This is a genomic window from Anaerolactibacter massiliensis (assembly GCF_900290205.1).
GTDB lineage: Bacteria > Bacillota_I > Bacilli_A > Erysipelotrichales > Erysipelotrichaceae > Bulleidia > Bulleidia intestinalis.
The window spans coordinates 950,521-970,405 of the sequence record NZ_OLMH01000002.1 but is presented as its reverse complement, the minus strand read 5'-3'; the positions used below and the strand labels follow the sequence as shown (position 1 = coordinate 970,405).

At 52.7% G+C, this 19,885-nt stretch carries 14 protein-coding genes; 13 read left to right on the top strand and 1 reads right to left on the bottom strand.

Annotation, left to right across the window (positions count from 1 at the left end; all coding sequences use genetic code 11):
• Window positions 1-15: 15 nt before the first annotated feature.
• From C7E00_RS08145 to C7E00_RS08110, 8 genes are all read left to right on the top strand, one after another.
• A complete protein-coding gene (locus C7E00_RS08145) occupies window positions 16-375 on the top strand; it encodes an Asp23/Gls24 family envelope stress response protein (RefSeq protein ID WP_105303817.1) in 360 nt (119 codons plus the stop codon).
• A gap of 19 nt (window positions 376-394) precedes the next feature.
• Complete coding sequence (locus C7E00_RS08140) at window positions 395-2,023, top strand: DAK2 domain-containing protein (protein ID WP_105303816.1); 1,629 nt, start codon at window positions 395-397, stop codon at window positions 2,021-2,023.
• Window positions 2,024-2,087: 64 nt separating this feature from the next.
• Window positions 2,088-4,103: an ATP-dependent DNA helicase RecG gene (recG, locus tag C7E00_RS08135; protein WP_105303815.1), complete on the top strand. Its 2,016-nt coding sequence runs from the start codon at window positions 2,088-2,090 to the stop codon at window positions 4,101-4,103.
• Window positions 4,104-4,115: 12 nt separating this feature from the next.
• Window positions 4,116-4,796 (top strand): ribonuclease III, encoded by a 681-nt coding sequence (gene rnc / locus C7E00_RS08130; protein WP_105303814.1) that lies wholly within the window; start codon window positions 4,116-4,118, stop codon window positions 4,794-4,796.
• A gap of 7 nt (window positions 4,797-4,803) precedes the next feature.
• Window positions 4,804-6,078, top strand: a complete 1,275-nt coding sequence (locus C7E00_RS08125; RefSeq protein WP_105303813.1) for a galactokinase — start codon at window positions 4,804-4,806, stop codon at window positions 6,076-6,078.
• Window positions 6,079-6,093: 15 nt separating this feature from the next.
• Entirely contained in the window at window positions 6,094-7,596 is a 1,503-nt protein-coding gene (locus tag C7E00_RS08120; RefSeq protein WP_105303812.1) for a helicase HerA-like domain-containing protein, read from the top strand.
• A gap of 70 nt (window positions 7,597-7,666) precedes the next feature.
• The gene (locus C7E00_RS08115; RefSeq protein WP_105303811.1) at window positions 7,667-12,016 is read left to right on the top strand and encodes a PolC-type DNA polymerase III; all 4,350 of its coding nucleotides are present in this window, start codon (window positions 7,667-7,669) and stop codon (window positions 12,014-12,016) included.
• Window positions 12,017-12,100: 84 nt separating this feature from the next.
• Window positions 12,101-12,970: a MerR family transcriptional regulator gene (locus C7E00_RS08110; RefSeq protein ID WP_204378592.1), complete on the top strand. Its 870-nt coding sequence runs from the start codon at window positions 12,101-12,103 to the stop codon at window positions 12,968-12,970.
• 179 nt (window positions 12,971-13,149) lie between these two features.
• Here C7E00_RS08110 and tnpB read toward each other — a convergent pair whose 3' ends face one another.
• Window positions 13,150-14,310, bottom strand: coding sequence for an IS200/IS605 family element RNA-guided endonuclease TnpB (gene tnpB / locus C7E00_RS08105; protein ID WP_105303810.1), 1,161 nt, complete (start codon window positions 14,308-14,310; stop codon window positions 13,150-13,152).
• Between the two features lie 23 nt (window positions 14,311-14,333).
• On the opposite strand from tnpB, the gene C7E00_RS08100 reads away from it, so the two are divergent.
• From C7E00_RS08100 to infB, 5 genes are all read left to right on the top strand, one after another.
• Window positions 14,334-15,278: an NAD(P)H-dependent amine dehydrogenase family protein gene (locus C7E00_RS08100; protein WP_204378591.1), complete on the top strand. Its 945-nt coding sequence runs from the start codon at window positions 14,334-14,336 to the stop codon at window positions 15,276-15,278.
• A gap of 96 nt (window positions 15,279-15,374) precedes the next feature.
• Window positions 15,375-15,839 carry a ribosome maturation factor RimP gene (rimP, locus tag C7E00_RS08095; protein ID WP_105303809.1) on the top strand — a complete coding sequence of 155 codons (465 nt, stop codon included), beginning with the start codon at window positions 15,375-15,377 and terminating at the stop codon, window positions 15,837-15,839.
• A 23-nt stretch (window positions 15,840-15,862) separates the two neighbouring features.
• Window positions 15,863-17,671 carry a transcription termination factor NusA gene (gene nusA, locus C7E00_RS08090; RefSeq protein WP_239928547.1) on the top strand — a complete coding sequence of 603 codons (1,809 nt, stop codon included), beginning with the start codon at window positions 15,863-15,865 and terminating at the stop codon, window positions 17,669-17,671.
• Window positions 17,671-17,928, top strand: coding sequence for an RNase P modulator RnpM (gene rnpM, locus C7E00_RS08085; RefSeq protein ID WP_105303808.1), 258 nt, complete (start codon window positions 17,671-17,673; stop codon window positions 17,926-17,928). Before nusA ends, rnpM begins: the two co-directional genes overlap by 1 nt.
• Window positions 17,929-17,994: 66 nt before the next feature.
• Complete coding sequence (gene infB / locus C7E00_RS08080; RefSeq protein WP_105303807.1) at window positions 17,995-19,884, top strand: translation initiation factor IF-2; 1,890 nt, start codon at window positions 17,995-17,997, stop codon at window positions 19,882-19,884.
• Window position 19,885: the final 1 nt, after the last annotated feature.

Here is a 19,885-nt window from a genome sequence, read left to right as displayed (position 1 = left end):
GGAGCTTGAAAGACCATGACAGTCGAAAGAAAGACGAATTACGGGAATATCAATGTGTCAGAAGAAGCAGTTGCCTCCCTGGCTGGCGGAGTCATTACCGAATGCTATGGAGTAGTAGGCATGGCATCCCGCAAGCTTGTCAGAGATGGCTGGGCTGAACTGCTCGGAAAAGAAAACTACACGAAGGGTGTTGTCGTCAGACGTACTGACAGCGGCCTTGAGATTGACCTATATATTATCGTGAGCTTCGGAGTCAAGATCTCCGAAGTAGTGCAGGAAGCTCAGAAGAAAGTCAAGTATGTGCTGGAGAAATCTCTTTCCGAAGAGATTGCGGCTGTCAACGTCTTTGTTCAGGGCGTTCAGGTAATCGAGTGACGGAGGCTTGACAGGCGAGATGAATAAGATTGACGGCAAGGTATTCAGAGGCATGCTGATGAGCGGCTGCAGCAACCTGAATAACCGCAGAAAAGAAGTAGATGCACTCAATGTGTTCCCGGTACCGGATGGCGATACCGGAACGAATATGAGTCTCACGTTCACCAATGGCATCAATGAAGTGAACAAGAGCGGCAGCGAGGATCTGCCGGTAGTAGCCAAGACGCTGCAGAGAGGTCTTCTCATGGGCGCCAGAGGCAATTCCGGTGTCATCCTTTCGCAGATTTTCCGGGGCTTCTATCAGAGTGTCGGCGAGAGCCACGAACTTGATACGAAGGCTTTTGCTGCAGCGATGCTCAATGGCGCGATGCTTGCTTACAAAGCAGTCATGAGACCGGTGGAAGGAACGATTCTGACCGTTGTCAGAGAGTCTTCTGATATGGCAGACCTCTACGTGAAGGATCATCCGGAAGCGACGATTGAAGAGTATATGGAGATTCTCTGCAAAGAGGCGCGTGCTTCTCTGGATCGGACGCCGGAACTGCTGCCGATTCTGAAAGAAGCCAGAGTCGTGGACTCCGGAGGAAGCGGTCTCTTAGCGATCTTCGACGGATTCAAGGCATACCTCGATGGTGCTCCGATTGAAGATGAGTCGGCCAGAAAGAAGAATGGTTCCGAAGAAATCGGAGCAAGCGGCTATGTGACGGAATTCATTCTGAAGCTCAGCGATCAGGGGGTTCATCTATTCAAGGAGAACCGCTTCCGCAATTCTCTGAGCAAGCTCAGCGAGAATATCACCGTCGTCAACGACGCAGATCTCGTCAAGGTAAGAGTCAATACGGCCCAGCCGGGCGAAGTGCTGAATCTCGGCCAGCGGTTTGGCGAATTCCAGGCAGTGCAGATTGATAATCTGGCGCTTGGCAAGCCGAGAGAATCCATTCTCGAGAATGCCTCGAAAGAAGAACCTGCCGCTGAGAAAGATGCTGAGGAGAAGGAATACGGCATCATCACCGTGTGTGCCGGCGAAGGACTGGAGAAGCTCTTCAGGGGCTATCGTTGCGACTTTATCGTCAGCGGAGGCCAGACGATGAATCCTTCCACGGAAGACTTCATCAAGGCAATCGAGAAAGTGCATGCGCGTCATATCTTCATCCTGCCGAACAACAGCAACATCATCATGGCAGCCAGCCAGGCTGCTGAAGTCAGCGAAGGCAGAGATGTCCGCGTGCTTCCGACCAAGTCGATCCCGCAGGGTCTAAGTGCCTGCATCAGCTTCAATCCGGAAGCGGATCCGGAGGAAAACCAGAGCGCGATGATGGATGCGGTCGGACATGTGAAGACCGGTCAGGTCACGTATGCAATCAAGGATACGACGGTAGATGGCAGAGAGATCAAAGCCGGGGATTACATGGGAATCCTCGACAAGGATATCCGTCTGACCAGCAGCGATAAAGTCGATGCGGCATGCCGTCTCATCTCTGAGATGTGCGATGAGGACAGCGAGATCGTCACGCTGATTGCCGGCAAGGACGCCAGTGAAGAAGAAGTTCAGAAGGTACAGAAGTATATTGAAGATCACTTTGAAGTCGATGTTGATGTCGAGCAGGGTGATCAGCCTGTCTACTGCTTCATCGTAGGCGTTGAGTAACAGCAGAATCGATCGTATTCAGGAGCAGGGAAGCCTGCTCCTTATTAAGCAGTGAGCAATCGGAATGGAACTGAATGATCAGAGACTCAGGCTGACTCCGAAGCGGATCAGCGCACTGGAAAGTCTGGGCATTGCGGATCGCGATGCCCTTCTTTCCTATTACCCGTTCCGGTATGAAGAACTGAATATGCGCCCCGTTTCCGAGTGGCATGAAAAGGACCATGTGGCCTTCTCGGGCTTCGTGAGCGGAGCTGCCCGCAGCTGGCGGTTCGGGCGCAATAAGACTGTCACGAAATTCAGTGTCAGGACCGAGGAAGGCGATGTGCTGCAGGTGACGATCTACAATCGTCCCTGGGCTTCTTCTCTGTATGAGAATCAGCCGATCACCGTTTCCGGAATCTATCAGGGCAGATCTTCCGTCGTCGCGATGACCTACAATAATAAGCCGGCTGATCAGCAGGAAGCGATCACTCCGGTTTATTCGACGCGGACAGGCATTCCCCAGCGTACGATCCGTGAATGCGTGAAGCATGCCTTAGCATCGGGGCCGATTGAAGACGATGTGCCGCTGCAGTATCAGCGGGCATACCGGCTGCTCAGAAGAGATCTGGCGCTGCGCATGGTTCATGAACCAAAGTCCATGTCGGAAGTGCAGGCAGCCTACCGGACGCTCAAATATTCTGAGTTTCTGCATTTCTTCACGGCAGTGGAGCTCATGAAGAATGAGAACGGCTCCGATGCCTATAAGCAGCCTAAGCATGTGAATCATGAAAAGCTGAAGAAAGTCATCTCCGGTCTTCCGTTTCCGATGACTTCGGATCAGGAGAAAGCGCTGCAGGAGATCCTGGCTGATCTGGAAAGCAATCATCTGATGTACCGGCTTGTTCAGGGCGATGTCGGATGCGGCAAGACGCTGGTTGCCGGCCTTGCGCTGTACGGAACGGTGACGGCAGGATTTCAGGGAGCGCTGCTTGCTCCGACGGAAATCCTTGCCCGCCAGCATGCTTCTACCCTGAATGAGCTGCTTTCTCCTTACGGGGTGAAGGTCGGCGTGCTGTACAGCGGACTGAAACCGGCTGAGAAGGAACAGGTTCTGGAGGATACAGCAGATGGTTCCATCGATATCCTGATCGGCACGCATAGTCTTCTGCAGGAGAAGGTTGCCTTTCAGAAGCTCGGACTTGTCGTTGCGGATGAGCAGCAGCGCTTCGGGGTTGAACAGCGCCGGGCCCTGAGAGAGAAAGGAACCAGGGTGGATTTCCTGCTGATGAGTGCAACGCCGATTCCACGGACCTTGGCGTCCGTGCTGTATGGGGATATGGCAGTCAGTACGATCGAGACGATGCCTCCAGGCAGAAAGCCGGTCATCACGAAGCTGATTGAGGAGAACAGCTTCCGTTCCGTGCTGGGCGATGTGAAGAAGCTGCTGGCAGAAGGCAGGCAGCTTTATGTGATCTGTGCGGCAGTGGATCGCAATGAAGATTTCAATGCCAGAGCAGTTTCTGACATTGCGGAAAGTCTTTCCAGATTGTTTGCACCGGACTATCGGGTAGGTCTCCTGCATGGACGGATGAACTCGGAAGAGAAGCAGGAGATCATGCGCCAGTTCTCAGAGAATGAGATCCAGGTATTAGTTTCCACGACGGTCGTCGAAGTCGGCATGAATGTCGTCAATGCGACGGGCATGATCATCTACGATGCGGATCGCTTCGGCATGTCTCAGCTCCATCAGCTGCGCGGACGCGTGCAGCGCGGAAGCAGCCAGGGATATTGCTGGCTATTGACCGGGTCGAAGGATGAGAAGGCCCTGGAACGGCTCAATGCCCTGGTGAAATCAGATAACGGCTTTGAGATTGCGCAGGAAGATTTACGGCTGAGAGGGCCAGGTGATATACTTGGAACGAGGCAGAGCGGGGTACCGGATTTCATTCTCGGCAACCTCGTGGAAGATACGAAGATCATGAATCAGGCAAAGAAGGATGCTGCAGAGATTGTGATGGATCCGGATAATCCTGATTATGTGCTGCTTCTGGAATCCGTGCGGAAACGGAATGAGAAGAATGCTTCGTTTGCGGACTAGAGGAGGAAAGAAATGGACTGTATCGAGTGGCTGCGGAAACGCGGCATCGAAGTGGAAAATAAAGATCTGATCCGCCAGGCATTCATGCATACAAGCTATGTCAACGAACATCGCAAGTATCATGATAATGAACGCCTGGAGTTCATGGGAGATGCGGTGCTGCAGTTATGGAGCACGGCTCATATCTTCCCGCTGGAGCCTCCGTTAAGCGAAGGCGAGATGACCAGGCTCAGGGCACAGCTGGTCTGTGAGAAAGCACTTGCCATGTATGCCCGCGAACTGCATCTGAATGATTTCCTGCTGCTTGGATCCGGCGAAGAGAAAAGCGGGGGCCGCGAGAAAGATGCGATCATCGCCGATATGTTCGAAGCCCTGCTCGGGGCACTGTATCTCGATCAGGGAATGGATGCGGTGGATAATATCCTGAATGAAGTATTCCTGCCGGAAATCAGACATCCGAAAGACGTCAAGGTATTCCGGGACTACAAGACGAAGCTTCAGGAATATGTGCAGGCAGACAACCGGAGGACCGTGCACTATGAATTAGTCAGTGAGGAAGGTCCGAGCAATGCGCCGACGTTCACGATGAATGCGGTGATTGACGGACTGGTGCTTGGGACGGGAACCGGAAGCTCGAAGAAACAGGCAGAACAGAATGCCGCGCAGAATGCGTTTGAAAAATTAGTGAGGTAGAAAGATCATGAAACTCAGTGAACTGCAGGCAGCAGTCAGCTCCGATCTGCTGCAGAACCAGCTCGAGCTCCTGTATGGAGCAGAACACGTCAAGGCGCAGAAAAAGCGCTACCTGAAGCTTATTTCAAGAGCGATGGAACTTTATGGCGACCGCGAAGCAGATCTGTTCAGTGCCCCGGGCAGAACCGAAGTCGGCGGCAATCATACCGATCATCAGCTCGGCCGGGTCCTGGCCGCATCCATTGATCTCGATGCGGCAGCGGTCGTGATCCCGGAAGAAAAGCCGGTCATCACCTATCATTCCGATGCTTTTGAAGTGAAGCCGGTCGATCTCGAAGATCTGTCCAGAAAGGCCGAAGAAGTCAATACGACTGAATCTCTGATCCGCGGCATCGCGGCAAGATATCATGAGCTGGGCTATGGCATCGGCGGATTCTCGTGCTATGCGGAATCGGATGTGCTGCCTGGTTCCGGCATGAGCAGTTCCGCAGCGTTTGAGATTCTGATTGCCGAGATCCTGAATGAGCTTTACAACGATGGGAAAGTCTCTCCGGAAGAACAGGCAAAAGCGGGCCAGTTCGCAGAGAATGTGTATTTCGGGAAAGCTTCTGGTCTGATGGACCAGATGGCTTGTTCTGTAGGCGGCTTCATCACGATTGATTTCCATCATAAAGACGCTCCGGCAGTGGAGCGGGTTCCGTTTGATTTTGATCACAGCGGCTTCCGCATCATCCTGACGGACTGCCGGGCAAGCCACGCGGATCTGAGCGATGAATATTCCAGAATTCCATCTGAGATGAAAGCGGCAGCCGGCGTTTTCGGTCAAGAAGTGCTGAGCAGGGTGACCCTGCAGGAGTTCCTTGAGAAGACTCCTCAAGTGCGGAAGCAGTGCGGAGACCGGGCATGGCTTCGAGCTTATCATTTCCTGAAGGAAACTGACCGGGTTCAGGAAGAAGTGAAAGCGCTGGAGTACAATTCGATGCAGGAGTTCCTGAAGCTGGTCATCGATTCGGGCAACAGTTCGTTTGAATATCTGCAGAATGTGTATGCTTCGTCGGATCCTCATCATCAGTCTCTTTCCATCGGCCTGGCCCTGAGCCAGAATCTCCTGGAAGGAAGAGGCGCATGGCGTGTGCATGGCGGTGGCTTTGCCGGTACCATCCAGGCATTTGTTCCGGAAGGTCTGGTTGAAACCTATGTGAATGCCATGGAAGAAGCCTTCGGAGCAGGAGCATGCTACTGTCTCAGAATCCGCAATGCCGGCGGCTATCGGCTGATCTAGAAAAGGAGCAGGAATATGCTAGAGGGGGATCGGATCCTGCTGGGAAAAGCTGGCGAAGAGAGTGTTTATCTCCTGCCGGGACAGATGAACCGGCATGGCATGATTGCAGGCGCCAGCGGCACTGGCAAGACTGTCACATTGAAAGTCATCGCAGAATCATTGTCAGATCTCGGCGTGCCGACATTCATCGCCGATGTGAAAGGCGATCTGACCGGCATGATCGTGCCGGGAAATGCAGAAGGGATCAGCGGCAGACTCACGGATATGCAGGTTTCTGCAGAGAATTACTGCTGCAGCTATCCGGTGCATTTCTTTGATGTGTATGGCGAACAGGGACATCCGGTAAGAGCTGCTGTTCAGAATATGGGACCGCTGCTGCTCAGCCGCATCCTGGATCTTTCCGATGCGCAGGAAGGCGTGCTCAGCATCGTCTTCAAAGCTGCAGAAGAGATGAATCTCGATCTCATCGATCTCAAGGATCTTCAGGCTATGACCGCTTATGTCGGCGAGCATGCGAAAGACTATACCGTGAAATACGGAAATGTCTCGAAGCAGTCAGCAGGCGCGATTCAGAGAAAACTGCTGCAGCTGGAGCAGGAAGGAGCAGAATCCTTCTTCGGAATGCCTGAGCTGAATCTTGAGGACTGGATGATGACGGAAGGCGGAAAGGGTGTCATGAACATCCTCGAATGCCAGAAGCTGTTCCAGCATCCGCTGCTGTATTCGATGGTGCTCTTCTGGATGCTGTCTAAGCTGTATGAGAATCTGCCGGAAGTCGGGGATCTCGAGAAACCGAAGCTGGTCTTCTTCTTTGATGAAGCACATCTGCTGTTCGATCATGCGCCGAAGGCACTGATGACCCGGATTGAACAGACGGTGAAGCTGATCCGTTCCAAAGGGGTCGGCGTCTTCTTCATCAGCCAGAGTCCGGCAGATATTCCGGATACGGTCATGTCTCAGCTTTCTCATCGCATTCAGCATAGCCTGAGGGCATATACGCCTGCTGAATTCAAGCAGGCAAAGATCGCGGCAGAATCGTTCCGGCCGAATCCGGATCTGGATGCGGCTTCCGAGATCACTTCGATGAAGACTGGTACTGCCCTGGTTTCGGTGCTCGATGAAGAAGGCGCACCGACAATCGTACAGAAGACGAAGATCCTGCCGCCGCGCTCTTCCATGGCAATGGCTGCTCAGGACGCAATCCGAAACTGCATCGAACGCGACAGCATCTACGGGAAGTATGAGAAATCCTTCGATCCCGCTTCTGCTTATGAGGCCATGGATGGCTTGAAAGCAGAGGAAGAACAGAAAAAGCAGGAAGAAGAAGAGAATAAGAAACAGGCTAAGCTCGAAGAACAAAGACAGCGCCAGGAAGAGCGTGAAGCCCTGAAAAAAGAAAAAGAACAGAAGGAATGGGGCGATCGTCTGGCCAGGAAAGCCAGAAACCGCCTTGAGAATGAGGCGATGAACATCGGCATCCGCAGTGCGAAGAAATTCCTCAAAGGCCTTCTGAAATAGCATCACCGGAAACCGGAGTCTTCCGGTTTTCTTGTGGTAGAATGAGAGACGCTCAAGAGGTAGATTAGGAATGACCATGACTCTGAAATCCATCCTGGACCTGATCGGGGCAGGGAATCGAGAAGCCTATGCTGCAGCCGAAGTGACTGCAGTGCGCTTTTACCGGCATCCGGTTCATGTGGAGCTGGAGCTTTCCAGTCCTGGCCCGCTGCCGTGCGAGGATTACCGGGAGCTGCTGGAACTGCTGGAACAGTATCTGAAATGTCCCTGCTATGTGTCCATCTCGGCAGGAGATGGCAGCTGCAGCAGGGATGAATTGTATAAATATCTGACGCTTTACTACGAAGAAGAAAAAGAAAGTGCGCTGCTGAAAGACGCTGTCTTTCAGTATGACGCAGATGCCCGTTCGATAGACTACCGGTTCGCCGAATCCGTTTCCAGAGACCGGGCAGAGGAGCTGCTAGCTCCGCTGCAGGAATATCTGAAGAAAGTCGGCATTGAAGTATCAGGAATCACTGCTTCCGTCGAAGAACCGGAAGCTCCACAGGTGGAGACTGTCTTCATGGAAGCTCCGGCTCCTTCTGCACCAGCTCCTATGGAACATGCGCGTCCACAGGCAGATTCTCATCGCAAGTTCTTCCGTCAGAAGAAGGAAGACTGGCCCCTCGTGCATCTGAAGGACGTGCATGATCCGGTAGACAGCATTCAGTTTGAAGGCAAGGTATTTGCAGTCGAAGAAGTCGTCACGAAGGCAGCTCAGAAGACGATTCAGACGCTCTCCGTCTATGACGGGACCGATGCGATTCTTGTCAAGCGGTTTGAGGGCAGAAACTTCACGAAAGAAGACCTCGGGCTTGTGAAGGAAGGCATGCGGGTCAGAATCTACGGATCTGTCGTCTTTGACAACTATGCCCGGGATCTGGTCGTGCAGGCATCAGCCACGGATATTCTTGAAGAAGAGAAGATCACGGATCCGGCGGAAGAGAAGCGGGTCGAGCTGCATATGCATACGAATATGTCGGAAATGGATGCGGTCTGCGAGCCGCAGACCATCGTGAAGTATGCATGGGATCTCGGCCATGAGGGCATCTGCATCACCGATCATGCCGACGTGCAGTCCATGGTCAAGGCATTCAATACCGCCCAGAGCCTGAAGAAAGGCAGCGACCGGAAGTTCAAGGTAGGCCTCGGCTGCGAGATGAATATGGCCGATGACAAGCCGAAGATTGTCCGCAACCGCATCAATGCGGATCTGGAAGACGCGACCTATATCTCCTTTGACCTTGAGACCACTGGTCTTTCCTGCTATTACGATTCGATTATCGAATTCGGTGCAGTCAGGCTGAAACATGGCAGTGTCGTCGATCGCAAGCAGATGTTCCTGAAGCCGCCGTTTCCGATTCCGGCCAACATCTCGCATAAGACGAACATCACCAATGAAATGGTGAAGGATGCGAAGTCCTTTGCGGAAGCGTGCGATGAGATCCTGGACTGGATCGGGGATGATATCCTGGTTGCGCACAATGCGACTTTCGACTACCACTTCCTGAATGAAGAGCTGAGAAGAATCGGCCGGCCGCCGCTGCATAACTGCGTCATCGATACGCTGGATCTCGCCAGAGTGGTGCTGAAAGACCGCCACTTCTACCGGTTAGGCAATATTTCGAACTACTACCGCATTTCCTATGACGAAGAAGTGGCGCATCGTGCGGATTATGATGCCGAAGTGCTTTCTTCCGTGTTCCTGTGTCTGCTGAAAGATGCGAAAAAGCTCGGCGCGGTAACAGTCAATGATCTGCAGGACAAGCTTCCGGACCGGGGCTTCTACAAGAAGGCCCGCCGGTCACATATCATCGTTCTCTGCAGGAATCATGAGGGTCTTAAGCGTCTCTATCAGATGGTCACCGAAAGCTGCACGGATACGTTAGCGGTGCTCGGCAAGGAGGGCGGCGCAGCCGAACCGAGAATTATGCGCTCTTCGGTGCAGAAAGACCGCACGAATATTCTGATCGGCACATCCTGTCAGAACAATGAAGTATGGGAACTGGCATGCAACGGCGATGATCAGCGCCTGGAAAATGCGATGCGTTTCTACGACTATGTCGAGCTGCAGCCGCTGGCGAACTACACGACGTTTGTCGCGCTGGGCAATGTTCCTTCGATGAACCGGGTGAAAGAGGTGCAGAAGCGCATCATTGCCATGGCGGACAAGCTCCATATTCCGGTTGTCGCAGACAGCGATGCGCATTACTGTACCCCGGATCAGAAGATCTTCCGGGATGTGTACATCATGTCCCAGGGTGTAGGCGGTGCGACTCATCCGCTTTATATCCGCGATGAGGCGCTGCGTGTCAGAACCCCGAATCCCGATCAGCATATCCGTCTCACGAATGAGATGCTCGATGCCTTCAGCTGGCTGGAAGATCCTGATCTCGTGCATCGCATCGTCATCGAGAACCCGCATAAGATCTTCGATTCCCTCGAAGAGGTGCGGCCGGTTCCTTCGGGAACTTATCCGCCGACCATCCCCGGTTCGGATGACAAGCTGCGCGAGATCTGCTACGGAACGATGAAAGAAGAATATGAGTTCGAAGGGAAAGTGCCCGACATCGTCAGAGACCGTCTGGATACCGAACTGGAGAACATCATCCGCAACGGCTTCGGCGTGCATTACTACATAGCCCATCTGCTTGTCAAGAAATCCAATGCGGATGGCTATATCGTCGGATCCCGTGGCTCCGTCGGTTCTTCGTTTACCGCAACCATGTCCCGCATCACGGAAGTCAATGCGCTGCCGCCGCATTATCTCTGCCCGAAGTGCCATTATTCCGAATTTCTGGATGATCCGGGCATTGCGTCCGGATTCGATCTGCCGGATAAGCGGTGTCCGCACTGCGGCGCGATCATGCGCGGCAATGGCCACAATATTCCGTTCCAGACCTTCCTCGGATTCAATGCGGACAAGACCCCTGATATCGATCTGAACTTCTCGAATGAATACCAGGCACATGCCCATGCATTCATCAAGGAAGTCTTCAATGACAAGCACGCATTCCGTGCCGGCACGATCGGCACCGTCGCTGAGAAGACTGCTTACGGCTATGTCAGCGGCTATTGCGAGAAGATGGAAATCACCGACATGCGCCGGCCGATGAAAGACTATCTGGCCAAAGGGTGCCAGAACGTCAAGCGCACGACCGGTCAGCATCCGGGCGGCATCATCATCATTCCGGAAGGCTATGATGCAGAAGACTTCACGCCGGTCCAGTATCCGGCCAATGATCCCAACAGCGAATGGAAGACAACCCATTACGACTTCCATGATATCCATGACAATGTTCTGAAATTCGATATCCTCGGTCATGTCGATCCGACAGCGATGCGTCTGCTTCAGAATATCTCGAAGACCAAGCCGACCACCATTCCGATGAATGATCCGGAAGTGTTATCGCTGTTCTACTGCGATGATGCCCTGAAAGCAGATCCGCGAGTATACAAGAAAGAAACCGGCGCCTTAGGCCTGCCGGAGTTCGGTACCCGCACGACCCGGAAAGTTCTCGAAGAAACCAGGCCGAAATGCTTCAGCGATCTGGTCATCATCTCTGGTCTTTCCCATGGAACCGATGTCTGGGCAGGCAATGCCGAGAGTCTGATTCAGGAGGGAACCTGCACGCTTTCCGAAGTCATCGGATGCCGTGACGATATCATGACCTATCTCCTGAACAAAGGTCTGGAACCGCTCATGGCCTTCAAGACCATGGAAGGCGTCCGCAAAGGCAAAGGCCTTACGCCGGAGCAGGAAGCAGCGATGAAAGAGCACAATGTTCCGGACTGGTATATCGGCTCCTGCAAGAAGATCAAGTACATGTTCCCGAAGGCCCATGCCGTGGCTTATGTCATGATGGCAATCCGCATTGCCTGGTACAAGGTTCATGAGCCATGGAACTTCTATATCCAGTTCTTCACGCTGCGTTCGGATGCATATGAGATCGAGACGATGTGCAAGGGCCTCGAAGCGGTCAGAGACCGCATGCAGGACATTCAGAGCCGCATGCAGAACCGCTACTCGACCAATCCGGTCACGAACAAGGAAAAAGCGCTGTTTGATGTGCTGGAAGTCTGCGAAGAGATGTATGCCCGCGGCTATAAGATGTCCATGGTCGACCTGTACAAGTCGAAAGCAACGGAATTCTGCACCGATGGCGACGATGTGCATACGATCATCCCGCCGTTCACTGTCATTGACGGTCTGGGGGCAAACGTTGCCAGAAGCATCGTCGAGGCCAGAGAAAAAGGCGAGTTCCTTTCCGAGGAAGATGTGCTCAAGCGCACGCAGCTCAGCGATACGCTGCTGAAGAAGCTGAAGGCATATGGATGCCTTGGCGATCTGCAGGAAAAGAACCAGATGAGCCTGTTCTGAGATTCAAGCTTCAGAGATGGATTGAGAAATCTGTTTCTGAAGCTTTTTCTGTGATAAACACTAATCATACGTGAAAGCTTTCACATGATGGATGAACTGGATAAATCTTCTCTGATTCCGATCGGCAGGATGGCAGAGATCAATCACATGACGGCAGCAGCCCTTCGTCTTTATGATGAGAAAGGACTGCTGAAGCCGCGCTATGTGGATCAGGATACGGGCTGCCGCTATTATGACTGGAATCAGAATGCCCGCCTCGATATGATTGCCAGCATGAAAGAGCTCGGCATGACCCTGCAGGAAATTCATGAGATCTTCGAGAAGAAGGATATGGACCGCGTGGAAGAACTGCTGGCAGAGCGCAATGAACAGCTCTATGAACAGCGCCGGGCCCTTAAGGAACAGCAGAAATCCATTCAGCGGGCAATCCGCAGCATGGAGCGGTTCCGCAAATCCCCGGTCACCGGCATGGTTTCTCTCGAATATATCGAGCAGAGATATTTCTGGGGCATTCCATGTTCCGGCAATTTCTATACGGAAGGCTTGACGTGTTTCGAGCAGAATGCAGCAGATCTGAGGAATGAGCTGGTGGAGCAGGGGTTCTCTCAGATTCATACTTACAGCATCGCTACTTCCGTTCAGAAGGATCTGTTTCTGGAACGGAAGTTCTGCCCGGATCTGGTCTTCGTGTTCGTCGACCGGGATCAGTGCAGTGTGAGAAATGATATCAGGGTCGCAGACAGCGGGATGTATGCATGCATCTATGCGGAGGACTTTTCCGAAGAACAGGACTATGCCTGCAGGCTGCTCTCCTTGTACAGGGAAAACAGCTGCCAGATTGCCGGCGATTATTTCTGCGAGATCATGACAGAATTCAATGTGTTTGATGAGAACCGGAGAGGGATGTTCATGCGCCTGCAGGTGCCTCTGCACTTCGTGAAAAACCACTCGTGAATTGATTCTTAATAAGGGGTTGACTCTCTTCCTGGAGGAGGCTTTAGGCTGAAACCTTGACACTCCCACGGCTAAAGCCTGTGGGATTCTTGCTTCAACGAGAACTGCGGCATGGTGCCGTCTTACACTCTCTTCTGCAAGCGTTACTTCCCGTGTGCCCCACGGTACGTATAGGCGTTTCAGACTACAGAAATTGCAGTCTTCGGTTCGTTGAGGATTCTGATCCCTTCTGCAAGGATATTCCGTGCGGCATTCTGATCACGATCATGCACTGCTCCGCACTGCGGACAGATCCACTTCCGCACTTTCAGATCTTTTACACCCGGGTTCTTGTATCCACACTCATGGCAGATCTGTGAACTTGGATAGAACGTATCAACTTTGATCAGAAAGCCGTTACGTTCTTTTACTTTGTATTCCAGCATCTGAAAGAACGCACTCCAGCTCACATCGCTGATTGCCTTTGCCAGCTTGTGGTTTCTGACCATTCCGCGGATATTCAGATGCTCGGCATAGATGATTTGGTTTTCATCAGCTAACGCCGTGCTCTGCTTCTGAAGAAAGTCGGTTCTGGCATTGGCAATGCGTTCGTGAATCTTAGCGACTTTGACCCGCTGTTTCTGATAATTCCGGCACTCACTCAGACGACGGCCTGCCTTCTTGGCTGCTTCATACATACGGGAAAGCCGGCGCTGTTCTTTAGCAAGTTTTCGGCTGAGCTTTGCAAGAATGTGCGGGTTCTCAGCAATGCGGCCTTTCGAGTCGGTATAGAACTCGGCAAGCCCTACATCAATTGCAATCTCTCCGCCAGCGGATTTCTTAGAGGCTGCGATCTCATCCACGCAGAAGGAGACTTCGTATCTGCCGGCTGCTGTCAGTGAGATCACTGCGTTCCTGATCGCTCCATGCGGAAATCTCGAAATACGGGCCCGGACAATGCCAAGCTTCGGAAGTTTTACATGGTGCTTATCAATAATCTGAATGCCGCCATTCTGATTGCGTGTACGATATGAAAACTTATTAGCGCGCTTCTTTGTCTTGAACTTTGGATACTTTGCACGTCCGGTAAAGAAATTCTGAAATGCTTCATCCAGATCTTTCAGCGCAGTCTGCAGTGCCATACTGTCAGCCTGCTTCAGCCACGGATATTCAGGGTCCTGCTTCAGATCCGTCAATAGCGAGCACATCATCGCATACGAAAGATGGATACCTTCTGTCTGATACGCATACTCGTTCAGATCGAGAAACCGATTGTACACAAAACGAGCAGAATCAAGTGTTTCCTGAATCTGCTTCTTCTGTGTTTCATTCGGTTCTAATCTGAACTTGAATCCTTTCATCTCTGTGCTTCCAATTATATGATATGAAGCAGAAAGAGTACATCAGCTGTGTATGGCTCGGCTTTCATCCCAAGGCTGAAGCACTTGGGCTTTCTCGCCGGTTACTTGTAAAGATTTCTGATAATGCCGACAAAGTTCTGGATAAATGTGATGCAGATATCGCGATCGTCACGCTGTTCAGCTTCATCAAGGACATCGATCCGCATGTCGAGAAGTGCCTGAGCAGAGGCATCAAAGTGATCACGACGTGCGAGGAAGCAATCTATCCGTGGACGACGGAAGCAGGAATCGTCAACCGCCTGGATGCGATGGCTAAGGAGCATCACTGCACGATGACTGGTTCCGGCATGCAGGATATCTTCTGGATCAACATGCTTGCTCAGGCTTGTGCTGGCTGCCATTCCATCAAGAAGATCAAGGGTGCCTACAGCTACAACGTCGATGAATACGGGATGGCACTTGCTCAGGCACATGGCTGCGATCTGACTCCCCAGGAGTTCGAGCAGCAGATTGCGCATCCGGAAGTATTCGAACCTTCCTATGCATGGAACTCCGTTGAAGCGATCTGCAGCAAACTCGGCCTCACGATTTCTTCTATCACCCAGAAACATGTTCCGTGCATCTTGGATCATGATCTGTTCAGCAGCACGCTGAATCAGGTGATTCCGGCCGGACGATGCATCGGCATGTCGGCAGTGGTCACGGCTGCGACGCTGCAGGGCATCGAAGTCGAGGAAGAGACGATCGGCAAGGTATACGGACCAAAGGACGGCGATTTCTGCGACTGGAAGATCGAAGGCGAGCCGGATGTCGAATACCATGAGGTGAAGCCGGAAACCGTGGAGCATACGTGTGCGACGATTGTGAACCGGATTCCGACAATTCTGAAAGCACCGGCCGGATATGTCACGGCGGATCAGCTGGAAGAACTCCGCTATCTCACGTATCCGATGGAATTGTATCTCTGAGGATGGAGAACCGCTTGCAGAAACGGGGAAATCTGCTATATTAATCATGTAACAGGGAGTGCGGAAGCACTCCTTAATTATTGATTGGGAGGAGCGATGGAAAATACCGGTCAGTTGAAAGAACTGCTGGAACCGATCCTGAAGGAATGCGGCGTGAGGCTGTATGACCTGAAGTGGACCGGCGGAAGCGAGCATACGCTGGAAGTTTCAATTATGCACGAAGACGGGTCGATGGACCTTGATACGTGCGCGGAAGTCAGTACAAAGCTTTCGGATTTCCTGGATGCGAAGGATATCATCAAGTCCGCCTACACCCTGGAAGTGTGCAGTCCTGGTGCAGAGCGCGAGATCCGCGATCTGAAGGAGCTGGAGACGATGCATGAGCCTTATGTGTTCATGCGCCTGAAACATCCGTTTAAGAAGCTCATGGAACTGACCGGAACGGTGAAGAGTTATTCCGATGGTGTCATCATTCTGGAATACCGTGAGAAAGCAGCGGTCAGGAAAGCGGAGATTCCTGCAGCCGATATTGAAAAGATCCGCCTGGCAATCAAATTCTGAAGGAGAGAAAAAGAAGAATCATCATGGAACTGAAGTACAAAGATATGATCAAGGCGCTCAACGCCATTGAGGATGAGCGCAAGATTCCGGAAGACGTTGTCCTCGATGCACTGAAGGAAGCGATGGCAAAAGCCTACAAGAAAGATGCAGAGCTTTCCGACATCAACGTGGAAGCTGAGATCAATGAGAAGAATCAGACGATCGATATCTATCAGCTTTATAATGTGGTCGAAGATGTCGAGGATGATGAGCTTGAGATCTCGCTGCCGGATGCACGTGAAATCAAGGCAGATACGTATCTCGGCGATGTGATCCGCCGCAAGGTGGAGATCAACGGCATGTCGAGAGCTGCCGCATCCCTGGCCAGAAATGTCATGCGCCAGAAAATCCGCGAAGCTGAGAAGGTAGCGGTCTATGATGCGTATATCGACCAGCTGTATGACATGGTCATCGGAATCGTCGAGTCCGTCAAGGACAAGTTCGCGCTGATCAATCTCGGCAAGACGACGGCGCTGATGCCGAAGTCAGCGCAGATTCCGCAGGAACATCTGATTGAAGGGCAGAAGATCCGGGTTGTCATCACCGAAGTCAACAAGGATACCAAAGGCTCCCAGGTTCTGGTCAGCCGGGCTGATCCGATGCTCGTGAAGCGTTTGTTCGAGAAGGAAGTACCGGAAGTTGCTCAGGGGATCGTCGAGATCAAGGCCATTGCCAGAGAACCAGGCGAACGCACGAAGATGGCAGTCGTCAGCTACAATCCGGAAGTAGATCCGATCGGTGCCTGCATCGGTCAGAGAGGCGCCCGGGTTCAGGAAATCATCGAAGAGCTTCATGGCGAGAAGATCGATATCTTCCCATGGAGCGAGGATGTAACGGTATTAGTCAAGAATGCGCTGGCTCCGGCAGAAGTCGAAGCAGTTCTCCCGGGTGAAGATGAGCGTTCTCTGCTCGTGGTGGTCGCAGAAGATCAGCTGTCTCTAGCGATCGGCAAGAAGGGCAAGAACGCAAGACTTGCCGTGAAACTCACCGGCCGCAAGATCGATATCAAGACCAAGGCAGAGCTCACGGAAATGGGCGTCGACTATGAGAAGCTCATGAAGGAAGCAGAACAGCGCAAGGCTGAACTGGCTAAGGAACATGAGAAGCGCGAAGTGGAACGCATGGAGCGTGAAGCCCGCGAGGCGGAGGCAAAGCGGCTTGCCAAGGTAGAAGAACTTGCCAAGGCAAGCAAGGAGGCTGCAGAAGCTGCGGCTCGTGAAGAAGACGCAATTCCGGAAGAGATGCAGGAAGTCATGAGCGAGAAGATTCGCAATGACATTGCGAATGAAACCGCTGCTCCGCAGGAAGAGACCAAGCCTGAGGAAGCTGCAGAACCGGCAGAAGAAGTGAAGGAAGAAGCTCCGGCACCAGAAAGACCTGCAGAGGAAGCAGCACCTGCCGAAGAGGAAAAAGCAGAAGAACCACTGAAGGAAGCAGAGCCGTTCAAGGCCGAAGAGCCGAAGGCGAAGAAGCATAAGGCTGATCTTGAAGAGATGGCAAGCAAGAATGACTATGTCTCCGTCTTTGAGAAGCTGGCCAGCACTTCCAAGCCGAAGCAGCAGACGCCTGCCCGCAGAAAGCGTAAGAACAAGGATGATGACGGCATCAAGGTCCGCAACGATGTCCTGCTCGAGCAGCTTGGCAAGCAGAATGCGGCAGAGCCTGCAAAGCCGGTCTACACCGAAGAAGAGCTTGCTGAAATCGAGGCTCAGCAGCAGGCGGAAGAAGACAGCCAGTATGACATCGATTACGATGAATACGAAGATTACTATAAGGACGAGGAAGGCAAGTAATGCCGAAGAAGATACCGATGAGACGGTGCATCGCTACGGGCGAGCAGCTTCCGAAGAAGGAGCTGCTGCGCATCGTGCGTACACCGGAGGGAACGCTTGCCGTTGATGCGACCGGCAAGGCGAATGGCCGCGGAGCCTACCTGAAGAAGGACCTGGAGGCCGTGGAGAAAGCAAAGAAGAATGGTTCCCTGGCACGTGCGCTGGAAGTGAAGATCCCGGATGAATTCTGGGATACGATCCGAGCAGCGATCCGTTAGCCGGGAATTCAGAAAGAGAGGCGATGCCCGCAAAGCTTGTCTGCAGAAGGAAAAGGAGGAAATGCAATGCAGAAGAAAAACAATTTCAAACCAGGCGCAAACCGGAACAATAACACAAGCCGCAAGCGCAATAATAACAGCAGCCGCGGAAGAAACAATAACAGCCATCCGCAGGGATTTTCCCCGCGCCGTCAGCAGCCGGATATCCATGCCATCACTTACAGTGACGGCATCACTGTCGGCGAACTGGCCAAGAAGTGCGGCCGGAATGCCGGCGATCTGATCAAGATCCTGTTCATGCAGGGCAAGATGGTGACGATCAACAGCTCGCTGGATGACGACATGGTCGAGACGGTCTGCCTGGAATATGATATCGAACCAACCAAAGTCAAGCCGAAGGATGAAGACAGCTTGGAAGACGAAGAACCGGATGATCCGAAGCTTCTGAAAGAACGTCCGCCGATCGTCACGATCATGGGTCATGTTGACCATGGCAAGACCACGCTGCTCGATGCGATCCGCAAGACTAAGGTCGCTGCTGGCGAAGCCGGCGGCATCACCCAGGCCATCGGCGCTTATCAGGTTTCCATCAAGGGACGCAAGATCACGTTCCTCGATACGCCAGGCCATGAAGCATTCACGGCCATGCGTGCAAGAGGTGCCAAGGTCACGGATATCGCTGTCATCGTCGTCGCTGCCGATGACGGTGTCATGCCGCAGACCAAGGAAGCAATCGACCACGCAAAAGCAGCAGATGTGCCGATGATCGTCGCTGTCAACAAGATGGATAAGCCGGGAGCCAATCCGGACCGCGTCAAGAGCGAGATGGCTGATCTCGGCATCATGCCGGAAGAATGGGGCGGCGATACGATTTTCGTTCCGACTTCTGCAAAGAAGGGAGAAGGCATTTCCGATCTTCTGGAGACAATTCTGACCGTTGCGGACATGAAAGAACTCAAGGCGAACCCGAAGCGCTTAGCTTCCGGCACTGTCATTGAAGCAAAGCTTGATAAGGGCAGAGGCCCCGTCGCAACGCTGCTGGTCCAGAATGGAACGCTGCATCATGGTGATCCGATCGTGGTCGGCACTTGCTTCGGCAAGGTCCGCAAGATGACGGATGAAGATGGCAACGAGCTCAGAAGCGCCGGACCGAGTTCCCCGGTTGAGATCATCGGTCTCAATGATGTTCCGGAGGCAGGCGATTTGTTCCGTGCCTATGGCGAAGAGAAAGAAGCACGTGCAGTCGCTGACCGCCGCAACCGCAAGAAGGTTGAAATGCAGCGCCGCAAGACTGCTGCGATGAGCCTCGAAGACTTGTCCAAGGAAATCGAAGCAGGTGAAATTAAGGAAATCCCGGTCATCATCAAAGCCGATGTCCAGGGTTCTGCCGAAGCTGTCAAATCCTCTCTTGAGAAGCTGGATGTCAAGGGTGTCAAAGTCAATGTCATCCATGCGACAGCCGGTGCGATCACTGAATCCGATATCATGCTCGCAGATGCTTCGAAGGCAATGATCATAGGTTTCAATGTGCGTCCGGATGCTACGATCCGCAAGAAGGCAGAAGATGCCGGTGTTGAGATCCGTCTGCATAACATCATTTACAAAGTCACTGAAGAGATGGAGAATGCCATGAAAGGCATGCTGGCGCCGGTCTATACCGAAGTCGTCATCGGCCAGGCAGAAGTCCGTCAGACTTACAAGGTATCCAAGGTCGGAACGATCGGCGGCTGCATGGTCACGGATGGCAAGCTGACCAGAGACTGCGGTGTCCGTCTGATCCGCGAAGGCATCGTCATCTATACCGGAAAGCTCGGTTCTCTGAAACGGTTCAAGGATGATGCGAAAGAAGTGCTTGCCGGTTATGAATGCGGCATCACGATTGAGAACTATAACGACATCAAGGTCGGCGACGTCATCGAAGCATACCAGGAACAGGAAGTTCCTGCTGAGGCCTGAG

Bases quoted from the DNA above. Each gene is read 5' to 3' on its own strand.
- C7E00_RS08110 (WP_204378592.1), top strand. From the start codon at position 12,101: ATGATGGATGAACTGGATAAATCTTCTCTGATTCCGATCGGCAGGATG.
- C7E00_RS08120 (WP_105303812.1), top strand. From the start codon at position 6,094: ATGCTAGAGGGGGATCGGATCCTGCTGGGAAAAGCTGGCGAAGAGAGT.
- C7E00_RS08145 (WP_105303817.1), top strand. From the start codon at position 16: ATGACAGTCGAAAGAAAGACGAATTACGGGAATATCAATGTGTCAGAA.
- C7E00_RS08140 (WP_105303816.1), top strand. From the start codon at position 395: ATGAATAAGATTGACGGCAAGGTATTCAGAGGCATGCTGATGAGCGGC.
- nusA (WP_239928547.1), top strand. From the start codon at position 15,863: ATGGAACTGAAGTACAAAGATATGATCAAGGCGCTCAACGCCATTGAG.
- C7E00_RS08100 (WP_204378591.1), top strand. From the start codon at position 14,334: ATGAAGCAGAAAGAGTACATCAGCTGTGTATGGCTCGGCTTTCATCCC.
- rnc (WP_105303814.1), top strand. From the start codon at position 4,116: ATGGACTGTATCGAGTGGCTGCGGAAACGCGGCATCGAAGTGGAAAAT.
- rimP (WP_105303809.1), top strand. From the start codon at position 15,375: ATGGAAAATACCGGTCAGTTGAAAGAACTGCTGGAACCGATCCTGAAG.
- tnpB (WP_105303810.1), bottom strand. From the start codon at position 14,310: ATGAAAGGATTCAAGTTCAGATTAGAACCGAATGAAACACAGAAGAAG.
- C7E00_RS08115 (WP_105303811.1), top strand. From the start codon at position 7,667: ATGACCATGACTCTGAAATCCATCCTGGACCTGATCGGGGCAGGGAAT.
- C7E00_RS08125 (WP_105303813.1), top strand. From the start codon at position 4,804: ATGAAACTCAGTGAACTGCAGGCAGCAGTCAGCTCCGATCTGCTGCAG.
- recG (WP_105303815.1), top strand. From the start codon at position 2,088: ATGGAACTGAATGATCAGAGACTCAGGCTGACTCCGAAGCGGATCAGC.
- rnpM (WP_105303808.1), top strand. From the start codon at position 17,671: ATGCCGAAGAAGATACCGATGAGACGGTGCATCGCTACGGGCGAGCAG.
- infB (WP_105303807.1), top strand. From the start codon at position 17,995: ATGCAGAAGAAAAACAATTTCAAACCAGGCGCAAACCGGAACAATAAC.